This is a genomic window from Mycobacterium sp. 852002-51057_SCH5723018 (genome assembly GCF_001667035.1).
Lineage (GTDB): Bacteria > Actinomycetota > Actinomycetes > Mycobacteriales > Mycobacteriaceae > Mycobacterium.
Map to the genome: position 1 here is coordinate 66,946 of NZ_LZIR01000012.1, position 16,492 is coordinate 83,437.

The 16,492-nt window shown below is 70.9% G+C and carries 15 protein-coding genes; all 15 read left to right on the forward strand.

The window, feature by feature from the left end; all coding sequences use genetic code 11:
• Positions 1–76: 76 nt before the first annotated feature.
• The 15 genes from A5764_RS04105 (at position 77) to A5764_RS04175 (ending at position 16,492) form a co-directional block, all read left to right on the forward strand.
• Positions 77–1,618, forward strand: a complete 1,542-nt coding sequence (locus tag A5764_RS04105; RefSeq protein WP_067109138.1) for a UDP-N-acetylmuramoyl-L-alanyl-D-glutamate--2,6-diaminopimelate ligase — start codon at positions 77–79, stop codon at positions 1,616–1,618.
• Positions 1,615–3,156: a UDP-N-acetylmuramoyl-tripeptide--D-alanyl-D-alanine ligase gene (gene murF, locus A5764_RS04110; RefSeq protein WP_067108994.1), complete on the forward strand. Its 1,542-nt coding sequence runs from the start codon at positions 1,615–1,617 to the stop codon at positions 3,154–3,156. Before A5764_RS04105 ends, murF begins: the two co-directional genes overlap by 4 nt.
• Positions 3,153–4,232 carry a phospho-N-acetylmuramoyl-pentapeptide-transferase gene (mraY, locus tag A5764_RS04115; RefSeq protein ID WP_067108997.1) on the forward strand — a complete coding sequence of 360 codons (1,080 nt, stop codon included), beginning with the start codon at positions 3,153–3,155 and terminating at the stop codon, positions 4,230–4,232. Before murF ends, mraY begins: the two co-directional genes overlap by 4 nt.
• Positions 4,232–5,689 (forward strand): UDP-N-acetylmuramoyl-L-alanine--D-glutamate ligase, encoded by a 1,458-nt coding sequence (gene murD, locus A5764_RS04120; protein ID WP_067109000.1) that lies wholly within the window; start codon positions 4,232–4,234, stop codon positions 5,687–5,689. Before mraY ends, murD begins: the two co-directional genes overlap by 1 nt.
• 6 nt (positions 5,690–5,695) lie before the next feature.
• Positions 5,696–7,354, forward strand: a complete 1,659-nt coding sequence (gene ftsW, locus A5764_RS04125) for a putative lipid II flippase FtsW (protein ID WP_067109003.1) — start codon at positions 5,696–5,698, stop codon at positions 7,352–7,354.
• Entirely contained in the window at positions 7,351–8,559 is a 1,209-nt protein-coding gene (gene murG / locus A5764_RS04130; RefSeq protein ID WP_067109006.1) for an undecaprenyldiphospho-muramoylpentapeptide beta-N-acetylglucosaminyltransferase, read from the forward strand. Before ftsW ends, murG begins: the two co-directional genes overlap by 4 nt.
• Positions 8,556–10,028, forward strand: coding sequence for a UDP-N-acetylmuramate--L-alanine ligase (gene murC / locus A5764_RS04135; protein WP_082951474.1), 1,473 nt, complete (start codon positions 8,556–8,558; stop codon positions 10,026–10,028). The genes murG and murC overlap by 4 nt, the downstream gene beginning before the upstream one ends.
• Positions 10,025–10,933, forward strand: coding sequence for a cell division protein FtsQ (ftsQ, locus tag A5764_RS04140; RefSeq protein ID WP_067109009.1), 909 nt, complete (start codon positions 10,025–10,027; stop codon positions 10,931–10,933). The genes murC and ftsQ overlap by 4 nt, the downstream gene beginning before the upstream one ends.
• A 171-nt stretch (positions 10,934–11,104) precedes the next feature.
• Positions 11,105–12,259 (forward strand): cell division protein FtsZ, encoded by a 1,155-nt coding sequence (ftsZ, locus tag A5764_RS04145; protein ID WP_067109144.1) that lies wholly within the window; start codon positions 11,105–11,107, stop codon positions 12,257–12,259.
• A gap of 76 nt (positions 12,260–12,335) precedes the next feature.
• Entirely contained in the window at positions 12,336–13,043 is a 708-nt protein-coding gene (gene pgeF / locus A5764_RS04150; protein ID WP_067109012.1) for a peptidoglycan editing factor PgeF, read from the forward strand.
• Between the two features lie 5 nt (positions 13,044–13,048).
• Positions 13,049–13,843, forward strand: coding sequence for a YggS family pyridoxal phosphate-dependent enzyme (locus A5764_RS04155; RefSeq protein WP_067109146.1), 795 nt, complete (start codon positions 13,049–13,051; stop codon positions 13,841–13,843).
• 65 nt (positions 13,844–13,908) lie between these two features.
• Positions 13,909–14,565, forward strand: a complete 657-nt coding sequence (sepF, locus tag A5764_RS04160) for a cell division protein SepF (protein WP_067109015.1) — start codon at positions 13,909–13,911, stop codon at positions 14,563–14,565.
• Positions 14,566–14,717: 152 nt separating this feature from the next.
• The gene (locus tag A5764_RS04165) at positions 14,718–15,008 is read left to right on the forward strand and encodes a YggT family protein (RefSeq protein ID WP_067007636.1); all 291 of its coding nucleotides are present in this window, start codon (positions 14,718–14,720) and stop codon (positions 15,006–15,008) included.
• A 251-nt stretch (positions 15,009–15,259) separates the two neighbouring features.
• Entirely contained in the window at positions 15,260–16,069 is an 810-nt protein-coding gene (locus A5764_RS04170; RefSeq protein ID WP_067109018.1) for a DivIVA domain-containing protein, read from the forward strand.
• Positions 16,070–16,129: 60 nt separating this feature from the next.
• Positions 16,130–16,492 (forward strand): hypothetical protein, encoded by a 363-nt coding sequence (locus A5764_RS04175; protein WP_067109021.1) that lies wholly within the window; start codon positions 16,130–16,132, stop codon positions 16,490–16,492.

Genomic DNA, 16,492 nt, shown 5'->3' on the forward strand with positions numbered 1-16,492 from the left:
CGGTCGCGCTAGGTAGGGTGTCATGGCCGATCATGAGGATCACGCGGGTGGACGGGAGGTGTGAACAGCGGTGTCGATGCCCACTGGTTTGCGCCCCACCGCCGGCTCGGGCGTCAGCTTGTCGGTGCTGGCGGCACAGATCGGGGCGGTGCTCGCAAACCAGGGTGTGACCGTCCCCGACGTGCCGGTGACCGGCGTGACGCTGCGCGCGCAGGACGCGCTGCCCGGTGACCTGTTTGCCGCCCTGCCCGGCTCGACCACGCACGGCGCCCGGTTTGCCGGCGACGCGATCGAACGCGGCGCCGTCGCGGTGCTCACCGACGCTGCCGGGGTCGCCGAGATGGGCGACCGTGCCCGAGCCGTGCCGACGCTGGTGCACCCGGGCCCGCGCGGCGTGCTCGGCGGCCTGGCCGCCACGGTGTACGGAAACCCGTCCGACCGGGTCACGGTCGTCGGGATCACCGGAACGTCGGGCAAGACGACCACCACCTACCTGGTCGAGTCCGGTCTGCGCGCCGCAGGGCGCACGGCCGGGCTGATCGGCACCATCGGCATCCGCATCGACGGCGCCGACATTCCCGGGACGCTGACCACACCCGAGGCCCCGGACCTGCAGGCGATGCTCGCCGCGATGGCCGAGCGCGGCGTGGACACCGTGGTCATGGAGGTGTCCAGCCACGCGCTGACCCTGGGCCGGGTGGACGGGACCCAGTTCGCGGTGGGCGGCTTCACCAACCTGTCCCGCGACCACCTCGACTTTCACCCCACCATGGCCGACTACTTCGAGGCCAAGGCCCTGCTGTTCGATCCCGGCTCGCCGCTGCGTGCCCGGCGCGCCGTGGTGTGTATCGACGACGACGCGGGGCGCGCGATGGCCGCCCGGGCCGGCGACGACGCGATCACCGTCAGCGCGTCGGGTCAGCCCGCACACTGGCGCGCCGCGGCCGTTGGGCCGATGGGTGCCGGGGGGCAGGAATTCACCGTCGTCGACCCCGCCGGGGTGCACCACCTCGTCGGCATCCGGCTGCCCGGCCACTACAACGTCGCCAATTGCCTTGTCGCGCTGGCCATTCTGGACACGATCGGGGTCTCGCCGGAGCAGGCCGCGCCGGGCCTGCTGGAAACCCGGGTGCCCGGGCGGCTCGAAGAGATCGACTGCGGCCAGGATTTCCTGGCGCTGGTCGACTACGCCCACAAGCCGGGCGCATTGCGGGCGGTGCTGACCGCCCTGCGGCGCCCCGAGGGCCGGCTGGCGGTGGTATTCGGCGCCGGCGGCGAGCGTGACCCGGGCAAGCGCGCCCCGATGGGCGAGGTGGCCGCCGATCTGGCCGACCTGGTCGTCGTCACCGACGACAATCCGCGCGGAGAGGATCCCGCGGCCATCCGCCGCGAGATCCTGGCCGGCGCGGCGCAGCGCGGCGGAGCGGCCGAGGTCGTCGAGATCGCCGACCGGCGCGAGGCCATCGGACGCGCGGTGGCCTGGGCCCGCCCCGGCGACGTGGTCGTGGTCGCCGGCAAGGGCCACGAGACCGGGCAGCGTGCGGCCGGGGAGGTCCGCGCCTTCGACGACCGGGTTGAGCTGGCGGCGGCGGTCAAGGCCCTCAAGGCACCGCGATGATCGACCTGACCGTCGCCCAAATCGCCGAAATCGTCGGCGGCACGCTGGCCGACATCTCCCCGGAGGCCGCCGCCGAACTCCGCGTCACCGGCACCGTCGAATTCGACTCGCGCGCCGTCGGACCGGGCGGGCTGTTCTTGGCGCTGCCCGGCGCGCGCTCGGACGGGCATGACCACGCGGGCTCGGCGGTGTCGGCCGGCGCGGTGGCCGTGCTGGCGGCCCGACCGGTCGGGGTGCCCGCCATCGTGGTCGAACCCCAAGCCCGCACAACCGAGGGCGCGCTGGCCAGCGTCCTGGAACACGACGCCGACGGCTCCGGCGCGGCCGTGCTGGCGGCGCTGGCCAGGCTGGCCAAGGCGGTGGCCGCCGAACTGGTGGCCGGCGGGCTGACCATCATCGGGATCACCGGCTCGTCGGGGAAGACCTCGACCAAGGACCTGGTGGCCGCCGTGCTGGAACCGCTGGGCGACGTGGTGGCCCCGCCCGGGTCGTTCAACAACGAACTCGGTCATCCCTGGACGGTGTTGCGCGCGACGCGGCGCACCGACTACCTGGTTCTCGAGATGTCGGCGCGCCATCCAGGCAACATCGCCGCGCTGGCCGACGTCGCCCCGCCGGCGATCGGGGTGGTCCTCAACGTCGGCACCGCCCACCTGGGTGAGTTCGGCTCCCGCGAGGCCATCGCCCGCACGAAATCTGAACTGCCACAAGCTGTTTCGCCGTCCGGCGTGGTCGTACTCAACGTCGACGACCCGGCCGTCGCGGCGATGGCCAGAGTCACCCGGGCCCGGGTGGTCCGGGTCAGCCGGGAACGCCACACCGACTCGGGACCCAGCGAGGTGTGGGCCGATGCGGTGGCCCTGGACGAAGTGGCCAGGCCGCGCTTCACCCTGCACGCGTCGGACCGCACTGTCGAGGTGCGGCTCGGCGTGTTCGGCGACCATCAGGTCACCAACGCGCTGTGCGCCGCCGCGGTCGCCTTGGAGTGCGGCGCGACCGTCGAGCAGGTGGCCGCCGCGCTGGCCGCGGCCGGGCCGGTGTCGCGGCACCGCATGCAGGTGACCACCCGTCCCGACGGGGTGACGGTGATCGACGACGCCTACAACGCCAACCCCGACTCGATGCGAGCCGGGCTGCAGTCCCTGGCGTGGATTGCCCATCGGGGCGGCGCGCAGAGCCGGCGTAGCTGGGCGGTGCTCGGCGAGATGGCCGAGCTCGGTGAGGACGCGATAGCCGAGCATGATCGCATCGGCCGGCTGGCGGTGCGCTTAGATGTGTCTCGACTCGTTGTCGTGGGAACCGGGAGGTCGATGAGCGCCATGCACCACGGGGCGGTCATGGAGGGCTCATGGAGCGCTTCTGGCGATCGAGGGGCCGCGAGCGTGCCCGACGGCGACGCCGCCCTGGCGTTGCTGCGGGCCGAGCTGCGGCCCGGTGACGTCGTGCTGGTCAAGGCGTCCAACGCCGCCGGGCTCGGGGCGCTGGCCGACGCGCTGGCAGCCGACGGGTGGGAAGACTCCGGCGGGGCAGGCCCGTGAGGCAGATCCTCATCGCCGTCGCCATCGCGCTGACCGTGTCGATCCTGTTGACGCCGGCGCTGATCCGGCTGTTCACCAGGCAGGGGTTCGGCCATCAGATCCGCGAGGACGGGCCGCCCACCCACCACAGCAAACGGGGCACCCCGTCGATGGGCGGGGTGGCGATACTGGCCGGCATCTGGGCGGGTTACCTGGGCACCCACCTCGCCGGGCTGGCGTTCGACGGCGAAGGCATCTCCGCGTCGGGCCTGCTGGTGCTCGGTTTGGCCACCGTGCTGGGCGGCGTCGGGTTCCTCGACGACCTGATCAAGATCCGCAGGTCGCGAAACCTCGGGTTGAACAAGACGGCCAAGACCGCCGGGCAGATCGTCGCCGCGGTGCTGTTCGGTGTGCTGGTGCTGCGGTTCCACAACGCCAGCGGCCTGACCCCGGCCAGCGCCGACCTGTCCTACGTGCGCGAGATCGCCACCGTCGCACTGGCTCCCGGGCTGTTCGTGCTGTTCTGCGTGGTCGTCGTCAGCGCCTGGTCCAACGCGGTCAACTTCACCGACGGGCTGGACGGGCTGGCCGCCGGCAGCATGGCGATGGTCACCGCCGCCTACGTGTTGATCACGTTCTGGCAGTACCGCAACGCATGCGTCACCGCGCCGGGCCTGGGCTGCTACAACGTCCGCGATCCGCTGGACCTGGCGATTATCGCCGCCGCCACCGCCGGCGCCTGCATCGGATTTCTGTGGTGGAACGCCGCGCCCGCCAAGATCTTCATGGGCGACACCGGGTCGCTGGCGCTGGGCGGCATCATCGCGGGCCTGTCGGTCACCAGCCGCACCGAGATCCTCGCCGTCGTGCTCGGTTCGCTGTTCGTCGCCGAGGTCACCTCCGTCGTGCTGCAGATCCTGGCCTTCCGCACCACCGGGCGCCGGGTGTTCCGGATGGCGCCCTTTCACCACCACTTCGAGTTGGCCGGGTGGGCGGAGACCACGGTGATCATCCGCTTCTGGCTGCTCACCGCGATCACCTGCGGCCTGGGGGTGGCGCTGTTCTACGGTGAGTGGCTCGCCGCGATCGGTGCGTAATGAGCGGCCTTGAGCCTTTGGCGGCGGGCGCGCCCGTGCTCGTTGCCGGCGGCGGCGTGACCGGCAAGGCGGTGCTGGCCGCCCTGAGCCGCTTCGGCGCGGCGGCCACCCTGTGCGACGACGACCCCGCCACGCTGCACCGGTACGCCGAGACCGGGGTCCCGACCGTTACCGCGGCGACGGCCACCGGCCAGATCGCCAATTACGCGCTGGTGGTCACCAGCCCCGGCTTCGCACCGACGACGCCGCTGCTGGCCGCCGCCGCGACGGCGGGCGTGCCCATCTGGGGTGACGTGGAGCTGGCCTGGCGGCTCGACGCGGCGGGCCGCTACGGCCCCCCCCGCCGCTGGCTGGCGGTCACCGGGACCAACGGCAAGACGACGACGACGTCGATGCTGCACGCCATGCTGATCGCCGGCGGGCAACGCAGCGTGTTGTGCGGCAACATCGGTAGTCCCGTGCTCGACGTCCTGACCGAACCCACCGACCTGCTGGCCGTCGAGCTGTCCAGCTTCCAGCTGCACTGGGCGCCCTCGCTGCGGCCCGAGGCCGGCGTGGTGCTCAACATCGCCGAGGACCACCTGGACTGGCACTCCACGATGGCCGCCTACACCGCGGCCAAAGCGCGGGTGCTGGACGGCCGCGTGGCGGTGGTCGGGCTCGACGACGGCCGCGCCGCCGCGCTGCTGAGCACCGCGGCGGCGCCGATCCGCGTCGGGTTCCGGCTCGGCGTACCCGCCGCCGGAGAACTCGGCGTGCGCGACGGCCAACTGGTCGACCGCGCCTTCGCCGACGACCTGGCGCTCGTGCCGGCCGAATCGATCCCGGTGCCGGGGCCGGTCGGGATCCTCGACGCCCTGGCCGCCGCGGCGCTGGCCCGCAGCGTCGGGGTGCCCCCCGACGCGATCGCGGCCGCGATCGCGTCGTTTCGGGTGGGCCGGCACCGGGCCGAGGTGGTGGCCGTCGCCGACGGGATTCGCTACGTCGACGACTCCAAGGCCACCAATCCGCACGCCGCCGAGGCGTCGGTGCTGGCATACCCGCGGGTGGTATGGGTAGCCGGCGGTTTGCTGAAGGGCGCGTCCGTCGATGCGGAGGTGGCCCGGATGGCCCCGCGCCTGGTCGGCGCGGTGCTCATCGGCCGAGATCGCGCGGAGGTTGCAGAGGCGTTATCGCGACACGCGCCGGATGTCCCGGTCGTCCAGGTTGTGACAGGCGAGGATGCTGGTATGAATGCGACTGCTGTGGTTTCTGATACAGATGTGACAGAAGTGAGACATTCGGGCGGGGACTTGGGCGCTCGCGTCATGGCCGCAGCCGTCGCGGCGGCCCGCGACCTGGCGAAGCCGGGTGACACCGTACTGCTGGCGCCGGCCGGCGCGTCGTTTGACCAGTTCAGCGGCTACGCCGACCGTGGCGACGCCTTCGCGGCCGCCGTGCGCGCGGCGACCCAGTAGGCGAGTGTGGCTAACGCGCTGAACCGGCTGCGTCGCAACAAGGGCCGGGGCAAGGGGAGCGACGGCGCCGCCACGCCCGAACCGGGCGAGGGCGCGGCATCGGACGCCTCAGAAGCCGAGGCCGCGACGGACGCCATCGAGGCCTCGGGGCCCGCGGAAACCGCCGACAAGCCCGCCGCGTCCGACATCCCGGCCGCGGCGAAGGCGGAGGTCGCGGCCCAACCGGGCGGTCTGCGCCTCCGGTTCGGGGCCTGGCTGGGCCGGCCCATGACCTCGTTTCACCTGATCATCGCCATCGCCGGGGTGCTGACCACGCTCGGCCTCATCATGGTGCTGTCGGCCTCCGGTGTGCGCTCGTATGACGCCGACGGGTCGGCGTGGGTGATTTTCGGCAAGCAGGTCTTGTGGACGGTCATCGGCCTCGTCGCGGCCTACATCGCGTTGCGGGTGTCGGTGCGGTTCGTCCGGCGGGTGGCCTTCACCGGCTACGTGATCACCATCATCTTGCTGGTGCTGGTGCTGGTGCCCGGAATCGGCAACCTGGCCAACGGTTCTCGCAAGTGGTTCGTGATCGCGGGCTTTTCCATGCAGCCCTCCGAGCTGGCCAAAATCGCCTTCGCCATCTGGGGCGCGCACCTGCTGGCGGCCCGGCGCCTGGAGCGGGCCTCGCTGCGCGAGATGCTCATCCCGCTGGTCCCGGCGGCCGTCATCGCGCTGGCGCTCATCGTCGCCCAGCCCGACCTCGGCCAGACCGTGTCGTTGGGCATCATCCTGCTGGCCCTGCTCTGGTACGCCGGGTTGCCGCTGCGCGTGTTCGTCACCTCGCTGGCGGCCGTCTTCGTCGCCGGCGCGGTGCTGGCGATGTCGGCGGGGTACCGCTCGGACCGGGTGCGGTCCTGGATCAACCCCGAAAACGACCCGCAGGACACCGGCTACCAGGCCCGGCAGGCGAAGTTCGCGCTGGCCCACGGCGGCATCTTCGGAGACGGCCTCGGCCAGGGCGTCGCCAAGTGGAACTACCTGCCCAACGCCCACAACGACTTCATCTTCGCGATCATCGGCGAGGAGCTGGGCTTCATCGGCGCGTTCGGGCTGCTGGCCCTCTTCGGGCTGTTCGCCTACACCGGGATGCGGATCGCGCGCCGGTCGGCCGACCCGTTCCTGCGGCTGCTGACCGCGACCACCACCATGTGGATCCTCGGGCAGGCGTTCATCAACATCGGCTACGTGATCGGCGTGCTGCCGGTGACCGGTCTGCAGCTGCCGCTCATCTCCGCCGGCGGAACTTCCACCGCGGCAACCCTTTTCATGATAGGCATCATGGCCAACGCGGCTCGTCACGAGCCGGAGGCGGTGGCCGCGCTGCGCGCCGGCCGTGACGACAAGATGAACCGGCTGCTGCGGCTTCCGCTGCCTCAGCCGTACGTGCCGAGCCGCATCGAGGTATTCCGCGATCGCAAGCGGGGCCCGCGGCCGGCCGGCGCCAAAGCGGGCCAGAAGGGTGCGCAGGCGCCCGCCCGGAAGGCGTCCCGCAAGGCCGATGCTCCGCTTCGGCCGGCAATCGGGCGAACAGCTGCCCGTCCGGCCCGGCGCACGAGGCATCATGTATCTGGCCAGCGTCGGACACGGCGATCTCGCGCATTGGAAGGTCAGCGTTACGGGTGAACGGCACGATCAATGAGCCGGCCGGCGGGCTGGGGGCAAGCCCCTCGCCCGCCGGTGCCGCATCATCGGTCAAATCCACCGTCTCGGTCGTGCTCGCCGGTGGCGGCACGGCCGGGCACGTGGAGCCGGCCATGGCCGTCGCCGACGCGCTCAGCGCGCTGGATCCGCGGGTCCGCATCACCGCGCTGGGCACCCCCCGCGGGCTGGAGACCCGCCTGGTGCCGCAGCGCGGCTATCACCTCGAACTGATCACGCCGGTGCCGCTGCCGCGCAAGCTCAGCGGCGACCTGGCCCGGCTGCCGCCGCGGGTGTGGCGCGCGGTGCGGGAGACCCGCGCGGTGCTCGACGCCGTCGACGCCGACGTCGTGATCGGTTTCGGCGGGTACGTGGCCCTGCCGGCCTACCTCGCCGCCCGCGGCATCCCCGGGCGCCGGCGTGGGCGCATCCCGGTGCTGATCCACGAGGCCAACGCCCGCGCGGGGCTGGCCAACCGCGTCGGCGCCCGCAGCGCGGACCGCGTGCTCTCGGCGGTGCCCGACTGCGGGCTGGCGCGCGCCGAGGTGGTCGGCGTGCCGGTCCGGGCGGCCATCACCGCGCTGGACCGCGCGGCCCTGCGCGCCGAAGCGCGCAGGCACTTCGGCTTCGCCGACGACGCGCGGGTGTTGCTGGTGTTCGGCGGTTCGCAGGGCGCGGTCTCGCTGAACCGGGCCGTCTCCGGGGCCGCCGCCGAGCTTGCCGCCGCCGGGGTTTCCGTGCTGCACGCGCACGGGCCCAAGAACACCCTCGAGCTGCGCGAGCCGCAGCCGGGCGACCCGCCCTACGTCGCGGTGCCCTACCTTGACCGGATGGACCTGGCCTACGCCGCCGCCGACCTGGCGATCTGCCGGTCCGGCGCGATGACCGTCGCGGAGGTCTCGGCCGTCGGCCTGCCGGCCATCTACGTGCCGCTGCCGATCGGCAACGGCGAGCAGCGGCTCAACGCGCTGCCGGTGGTCAACGCCGGCGGCGGCATGCTGGTCGCCGACGCCGACCTGACACCGGCCGCGGTCGCCGAGCGGGTGGGCGCACTGCTCACCGACCCGCCGCGGCTGGCGGCGATGACGGCGGCCGCCGCCCGGGTGGGACATCCGGACGCGGCGCGCCAGGTGGCGCAGGCGGCGCTGGACATCGCCGGGCGGGCGGTGGCAACCGGGGGACCGCGGTGAACGGCGAGCAGCTGCCGCCCGAGCTGCGTCGGGTGCACATGGTCGGCATCGGGGGAGCCGGAATGTCGGGCGTCGCCCGCATCCTGCTCGACCGCGGCGCGCTGGTGTCCGGGTCCGACGCCAAGGAGTCGCGCGCGCTGCACGCGCTGCGGGCGAGGGGCGCGGAAATCCGGATCGGCCACGACGCGTCGTCGCTGGACCTGTTGCCCGGCGGCCCCACGGCCGTCATCACCACGCACGCCGCCATCCCGAAGACCAACCCCGAGCTGGTGGAGGCCCGCCGGCGCGGCATCCCGGTGATCCTGCGCCCGGCCGTGCTGGCCAGGCTGATGGAAGGCCGCACCACGTTGATGGTCACCGGCACCCACGGCAAGACGACGACGACGTCGATGCTGATCGTGGCCCTGCAGCACTGCGGGCGCGACCCGTCCTTCGCCGTCGGCGGGGAACTAGGGGAGGCGGGCACCAACGCCCACCACGGCAGCGGCGACTGTTTCGTCGCCGAGGCCGACGAAAGCGACGGCTCGCTGCTGGAATACACGCCCAACATCGCGGTGGTCACCAACATCGAGACCGATCACCTGGACTTCTACGGCAGCGCCGACGCCTATGTCGGCGTGTTCGACTCGTTCGTGGAGCGGCTGGCCCCCGGCGGGGCGCTCGTGGTGTGCACCGATGACCCCGGGGCCGCGGCGTTGGCCGAACGCACCGCCGCGCTGGGCATCCGGGTGCTGCGATACGGATCAGCAGCCGAGCAGGCGTTGGCCGCCCGGCTGCTGTCCTGGGAGCAACACGGCACCGAGGCGGTCGCGGTCTTCCAGCTAGACGGTGAGCCGCAACCGCGCGTGATGCGGTTGTCGGTGCCTGGGCGACACATGGCGCTCAACGCGCTCGGCGCGCTGCTGGCGGCGATGCAGATCGGCGCCGAGGCCGACGAGGTGCTCGACGGGCTGGCCGGCTTCGAGGGCGTTCGCCGCCGGTTCGAGCTCGTCGGAGCCTCAGCAGTCGGCAAGGGCTCGGTGCGGGTGTTCGACGACTACGCCCATCACCCCACGGAGATCAGCGCCACCCTGGCTGCGGTGCGCGCGGTCCTCGAGGAGAGCGGAGACGGCCGCTGCCTCGTGGTGTTCCAGCCCCACTTGTATTCCCGCACAAAGGCTTTCGCCGCCGAGTTCGGTCGCGCACTCGACGCCGCCGACCAGGTTTTCGTCCTCGACGTCTACGGCGCGCGCGAACAACCGCTGGCCGGCGTCAGCGGGGCCAGCGTGGCCGAGCACGTCAGCGTGCCGGTGCGCTACCTGCCGGATTTCTCCTCGGTCGCCCAGGAGGTGGCCGCGGACGCCGCCCCCGGCGACGTCATCATCACGATGGGTGCGGGCGACGTGACCTTGCTGGGGCCGGAGATCGTGACCGCGCTGCGGGCGCGGGCCAACCGCAGCACGCCGGGCCGTCCGGGGGTGTTGCGATGACCGAGCCGAGCGACGACGCCGACGGCGTGATCACCGAACCGCTTGCCACCGCGGCGCCTGAGGGCCAGACACCCGCGGAGGAAACCGAATTCGAGGGTCCACGCCGGCGCGCCCGGCGTGAAAGGGCCGAGCGCCGCGCCGCGCAGGCCCGCGCCCGGGCCATCGAGGATGCACGCCGCGAGGCCAAACGCCGGGCCAGCGGGCGCATCGCCAACCAGCCCAAGCCCCCTGCGCGCGGGGTGGTTCGGGGCCTGAAAATGCTGCTGGCCAGCGTGGTGCTGGCCGTCGTCGGCGTCGGGCTCGGATTGATTCTGTATTTCACGCCGGCGATGTCGGCGCGCAACATCGTCGTCACCGGGATCGGGACGGTGAGCCGCGAGGAAGTGCTCGACGCGGCGCGGGTGCGGCCCGGCACGCCGCTGCTGCAGATCAACACCAACCAGATTGCCGATCGGGTGGCCGCGATCCGGCGGGTGGCCAGCGCGCGGGTCCAGCGCCAATACCCGTCCGCGCTGCGGATCACCATCGTCGAACGGGTTCCGTTGGCGGTGAAGGACTTTCCCGACGGTCCGCACCTGTTCGACCGTGACGGCGTGGACTTCGCGACCGCCCCGCCGCCACCGGCGCTGCCCTACATCGATGTCGCCGATCCCGGGCCGAACGACCCGGCGACCAAGGCCGCGCTGCAGGTGTTGCTCGCGCTGCGTCCCGAGGTGGCGAGCCAGGTCGGCCGGATCGCGGCGCCGTCGGTGGCGTCGATCACCCTGACGCTGAACGACGGGCGAGCGGTGATCTGGGGGACCACCGACCGCGCCGAGGAGAAGGCCGAGAAGCTGGCCGCGCTGTTGACCCAGCCCGGCAAGGTCTACGACGTGTCGAGCCCGGACCTGCCGACCGTCAAGTAGTCGGCGGCAAAAATTTGCGTGCCGCGCCTCGGCGCGCCTGCCGGGTTAGCGCGCGTCGTACCCATACCGTTCTGTTTGCGCCGAACTACTTGACATAACTCTAACCCTATGGTTGAGGTTGAGGGTTTGCCAGGCGGAGACACCGAATCCCACCAGGGAGGAAGAGACATGATGACCCCCCCGCACAATTACTTGGCCGTGATCAAGGTTGTGGGTATCGGTGGCGGCGGCGTCAACGCCGTCAACCGGATGATCGAACAGGGCCTCAAGGGCGTCGAGTTCATCGCGATCAACACCGACGCGCAGGCGCTGTTGATGAGCGATGCCGACGTCAAGCTCGACGTCGGCCGCGATTCCACCCGTGGGCTGGGCGCCGGGGCAGATCCCGAGGTCGGACGCAAGGCGGCCGATGACGCCAAGGACGAGATCGAAGAGCTGCTGCGCGGGGCGGACATGGTGTTCGTCACCGCCGGCGAAGGCGGCGGCACCGGCACCGGCGGGGCGCCCGTCGTCGCCAGCATCGCCCGCAAGCTGGGCGCGCTGACCGTCGGTGTGGTCACCCGGCCGTTCTCGTTCGAGGGCAAGCGCCGCGGCAACCAGGCCGAAAACGGCATCGCTTCGCTGCGGGAGAGCTGCGACACCCTGATCGTGATCCCCAACGACCGGCTCCTGCAGATGGGCGACGCCGCGGTGTCGCTGATGGACGCGTTCCGCAGCGCCGATGAGGTGCTGCTCAACGGCGTGCAGGGCATCACCGACCTGATCACCACGCCGGGGTTGATCAACGTCGACTTCGCCGACGTCAAGGGCATCATGTCCGGAGCCGGCACCGCCCTGATGGGCATCGGCTCGGCCCGCGGGGAGGGGCGGTCGCTGAAGGCCGCCGAGATCGCCATCAACTCGCCGCTGCTGGAGGCCTCCATGGAGGGCGCGCGGGGTGTGCTGATGTCGATCGCCGGCGGCAGCGACCTCGGCCTGTTCGAGATCAACGAGGCGGCCTCGCTGGTGCAGGACGCCGCCCACGCGGACGCCAACATCATCTTCGGGACCGTCATCGACGACTCGTTGGGCGACGAGGTGCGCGTCACGGTGATCGCGGCCGGCTTCGACGCGGCCGGACCTGGCCGCAAGCCGGTGGTGGGAGGCGCGGCCGAATCCGGCACCGGCGGGGCGCACCGGATCGAGTCGGCGAAGGCCGGCAAGCTCAGCTCGACGCTGTTCGAGCCCGTCGACGCCGTCAGCGTGCCGCTACAGACCAATGGCGCGACGCTGAGCATTGGCGGCGACGACGACGACGTCGACGTGCCGCCGTTCATGCGCCGCTGATCCCGTGGCCGTGACCCCGAAGGCGGCAGAGCTGGCGCCCCCTGACCGACAACGACGGTTTCCGGATACTGGTCACGTGAGCGTTCGAATCCGGCGGGTGACGACCACCCGCGCGGGCGGTGTGTCCAAGCCGCCGTTCGACACCTTCAACCTGGGCGACCATGTCGGCGACGACCCGGCGGCCGTGACGGCCAACCGGGCGCGCCTGGGCGCCGCCACCGGCCTGGGCGCCGACCGCGTGGTGTGGATGAACCAGGTCCACGGCGACCGAGTCGAGGTGGTCGAGGGGCCGCGGGGGACCGCGGTCGACGGCACCGACGCGTTGGTGACCGCCACGCCGCGCCTGGCTCTGGCGGTGGTGACCGCCGACTGCGTGCCGGTGTTGATGGCCGACGCGCGCGCCGGTGTGGTCGCGGCGGTGCACGCCGGCCGCGTCGGCGCCCAGCGCGGCGTGGTGGCCCGCGCGCTGGAGGCGATGCTGGGGCTGGGCGCGCAGGCCGGCGACATCTCCGCGCTGCTCGGGCCGGCGGTCAGCGGCCGCAACTACGAGGTGCCCGCGGCGATGGCCGACGAGGTCGAGGCCGCGTTGCCGGGCAGCCGCACCACCACCGCGGCCGGCACCCCCGGGCTCGACCTCAGGGCCGGAATCGCTTGCCAATTACGCGAATTGGGCGTCACCTCGATCGACATTGACCCGCGCTGCACGGTGGCCGACGCCGCGCTGTTCAGTCATCGCAGGGACGCCCCGACTGGGCGGCTGGCGTCGCTGGTCTGGATGGAGTGACCGGAATGGCGGTGGACATGCCGGCCCATAGAAGCGAGGCAAACCATGGCGACCGCGAATCGGAATTGACCCATGCGTTGGCCGGTGTCCGATCGCGACTTGCGGCGGCGGCGGAAGCGGCGGGACGCAATGTCAGCGAAATTGAACTTCTCCCTATTACCAAATTCTTTCCGGCAACCGATGTTGCGATTTTGTCTCGATTGGGTTGTCGGTGCGTTGGCGAATCGCGCGATCAGGAAGCCGCCGCGAAGGTCGCGGAAGTCGCCCGGTTGGCAAGTAGTTCCGCGCGGCCGGACTTGCGGGATATGCACTGGCACATGGTGGGCCGGATTCAGCGGAACAAGGCGCGGTCGCTGGCCCAGTGGGCCCACACCGCCCACTCGGTCGACAGTCCACGGTTGGTGACCGCGCTCGATCGGGCGGTGTCGACGGCCCTGGCCGACGGCCGTCGGCCAGCGCCGCTGCGCGTGTACGTCGAGGTCAGCCTGGACGGTGACGTCTCCCGCGGCGGCGTCGACGTCACGGCGTCCGGCGCGGTGGACCAGGTCTGCGCCCAGATCGAGGACTCCAAGAGCCTGGAACTGGTCGGGTTGATGGGCATCCCGCCCCTGGACTGGGACCCTGACCGGGCCTTTGACCTGCTGCAATCCGAGCACCGTCGGGTCCTGCAAGCGCACCCGAACGCCGTCGGCCTCTCCGCCGGCATGTCCAGCGACTTCGAAATCGCCGTTAAACATGGTTCGACTTGTGTGCGTGTCGGTACCGCGCTATTGGGTCCGCGGCGGCTACCGTCACCGTGAATAGTCACTGTAGTCACACCTTCATCACAGACACCACAACTCCCAGGGGCTAGAAGGGGTTAGCGATGAGCACACTGCACAAGGTCAAGGCCTACTTCGGTATGGCTCCCATGGAGGATTACGACGACGAGTACTACGACGACCGGGCTCCCTCCCGCGGCTTCCCGCGTCCCCGGTTCGACGAGAATTTCCAGGGGTATGGCCGCTACGAGGGCCGCGAATACGACGACCCGCGTGGCGAGCCGGCCGACTACCCGCCGCCCAGCAGCTACCGCGGCGGCTATGGGGACGACCCCCGCTACAGTCCCGTCCACCCGCGCGAGTTCGAGCGGCCCGAGATGACCAGGCCGCGCCTCGGGTCGTGGCTGCGCAACTCCTCCACCCGCGGAGCGCTGGCGATGGACCCGCGCCGGATGGCGATGATGTTCGAAGAAGGCCACCCGTTGTCGAAGATCACCACGCTGCGCCCCAAGGACTACAGCGAGGCCCGCACCATCGGTGAGCGGTTCCGCGACGGCACCCCGGTCATCATGGACCTGGTGTCGATGGACAACGCCGACGCAAAGCGTCTGGTCGACTTCGCGGCCGGCCTGGCCTTCGCGTTGCGCGGCTCTTTCGACAAGGTCGCGACCAAGGTGTTCTTGCTCTCGCCCGCCGACGTGGACGTGTCGCCGGAGGAGCGCCGCCGGATCGCCGAAACCGGCTTCTACGCTTACCAGTAGCCACACCCGTTCCGCCGCAGGCGGGTTTAGCCATCACCCTGCTGCTCGCCGCCGCCCGCGCGAGAAGTGTGCCCGCACATTAGAGTCGGTACGCTGGCGATTGCCGCACTAGCGCGCGGCTGACATCTCATCGGTAAGGTCGGGCTTCAACGTTGGTGCTGTTCTTTCAGATCCTCGGGTTCGCGCTGTTCATTTTCTGGCTGCTGCTCATCGCCCGGGTCGTCGTCGAGTTCATCCGCTCGTTCAGCCGTGACTGGCGCCCGACCGGGATCACCGTGGTAATCCTCGAGATCATCATGTCGATCACCGATCCCCCGGTGAAGCTGCTGCGCCGGCTGATCCCGCAGCTGACCATCGGAGCCGTCCGCTTCGACCTGTCGATCATGGTGCTGCTGCTGGTCGCTTTCATCGGCATGCAACTGGCATTCGGCGCCGCGGCGTGAGCGCTCTGGCCCGCCCGCGGCACGGGCGGGGAGACGGTTCGGCCACGTTTTAGCCTCAGTTCGGCGGCCGCGATTTAAAAATTTTAAGGATTTGGATTTTATTGGTCTTACTGTGTGAAATTGGTTCTTATTTATTGGCCTAATCGGCTACCGCAGGGTCTGGTGTGACAGGATGGACGGCAGTTGCACGACGGCAACCACTCCGTTCTACACTTTGCAGATCGTTTGACAGGAACTCGAGGGGACGAACAATGCCGCTTACACCAGCCGACGTCCACAATGTGGCGTTCAGTAAGCCGCCGATCGGCAAGCGCGGTTACAACGAAGACGAGGTCGACGCCTTTCTCGACCTGGTGGAGAACGAGCTGACGCGGCTCATCGAAGAGAACTCCGATCTGCGCCAACGGATTGAGGAATTGGACCGCGAGCTGGCCGCCGCCGGCGGCGCCGGCGGTGCGCAGCCCACCCAGGCGATTCCGACCTTCGAGCCCGAACCGGAGCCGGTCAAGCCGGCGCCGGCCCCGATCGCGGCTCCCGCCCCGGCCCCTGCCGCGGCGGGGACCAATGAGGAGCAGGCCATGAAGGCCGCCCGGGTGCTGACCCTGGCGCAAGACACCGCCGACCGGCTCACCAGCACCGCCAGGGCCGAATCCGACAAGATGCTGGCCGACGCCCGCGCCAACGCCGACCAGATTCTCAGCGAGGCCCGTCACACCGCAGAGACCACGGTCACCGAGGCGCGTCAACGCGCCGACGCGATGCTCGCCGACGCCCAGAGCCGCTCGGAGACCCAGCTGCGCCAGGCCCAGGAGAAGGCCGACGCGCTGCAGGCCGACGCGGAGCGCAAACACTCCGAGATCATGGGAACCATCAACCAGCAGCGCACCGTGCTGGAAGGCCGCCTCGAGCAGCTACGCACCTTCGAACGCGAGTACCGCACCCGGCTCAAGACCTACCTCGAATCCCAGCTCGAGGAGCTGGGCCAGCGAGGATCCGCGGCACCGGTCGACTCGAGCGCCGACGCCGGCGGGTTCGAACAATTCAATCGGGGTAATAACTAGCCTCAGAATTGTGCCCGCACTGAACCTGGCACTCCCGCACGTCGGCTGGAGGGATGACCGATGCTGATCATTGCCCTGGTCCTGGCCCTGATCGGCCTCGTCGCACTGGTATTTGCGGTCGTCACCAGCAACGAGCTGGTGGCCTGGGTGTGCATCGGCGCCAGCGTTTTGGGCGTGGTGTTGCTGATCATCGACGCCCTGCGGGAACGCCAGCGGCGCGGCGTCGCCGGCGAAGATCACGAGCCGGCCGACGCCGGCGACGACGCGAACGCGCCGGTCGACTACCCCGAGGAAGCCCCGCCCGAGGGCGAAGAGCACGCCGCCGCCCAGGACACCACCACCGACGAGTCGTCGCAGGGCATCGAAACCAGCGGGGAGTCGGCGGTTCCGGCCGACGGCCGCAGCGACGACCGCGCCAAGTAA

What these genes read in the sequence shown, in the direction of transcription:
- A5764_RS04105 (WP_067109138.1), top strand. Translation starts at nt 77, where the DNA reads ATGCCCACTGGTTTGCGCCCCACCGCCGGCTCGGGCGTCAGCTTGTCG.
- murF (WP_067108994.1), top strand. Translation starts at nt 1,615, where the DNA reads ATGATCGACCTGACCGTCGCCCAAATCGCCGAAATCGTCGGCGGCACG.
- murD (WP_067109000.1), top strand. Translation starts at nt 4,232, where the DNA reads ATGAGCGGCCTTGAGCCTTTGGCGGCGGGCGCGCCCGTGCTCGTTGCC.
- ftsQ (WP_067109009.1), top strand. Translation starts at nt 10,025, where the DNA reads ATGACCGAGCCGAGCGACGACGCCGACGGCGTGATCACCGAACCGCTT.
- ftsZ (WP_067109144.1), top strand. Translation starts at nt 11,105, where the DNA reads ATGACCCCCCCGCACAATTACTTGGCCGTGATCAAGGTTGTGGGTATC.
- A5764_RS04155 (WP_067109146.1), top strand. Translation starts at nt 13,049, where the DNA reads ATGGCGGTGGACATGCCGGCCCATAGAAGCGAGGCAAACCATGGCGAC.
- sepF (WP_067109015.1), top strand. Translation starts at nt 13,909, where the DNA reads ATGAGCACACTGCACAAGGTCAAGGCCTACTTCGGTATGGCTCCCATG.
- A5764_RS04170 (WP_067109018.1), top strand. Translation starts at nt 15,260, where the DNA reads ATGCCGCTTACACCAGCCGACGTCCACAATGTGGCGTTCAGTAAGCCG.
- A5764_RS04175 (WP_067109021.1), top strand. Translation starts at nt 16,130, where the DNA reads ATGCTGATCATTGCCCTGGTCCTGGCCCTGATCGGCCTCGTCGCACTG.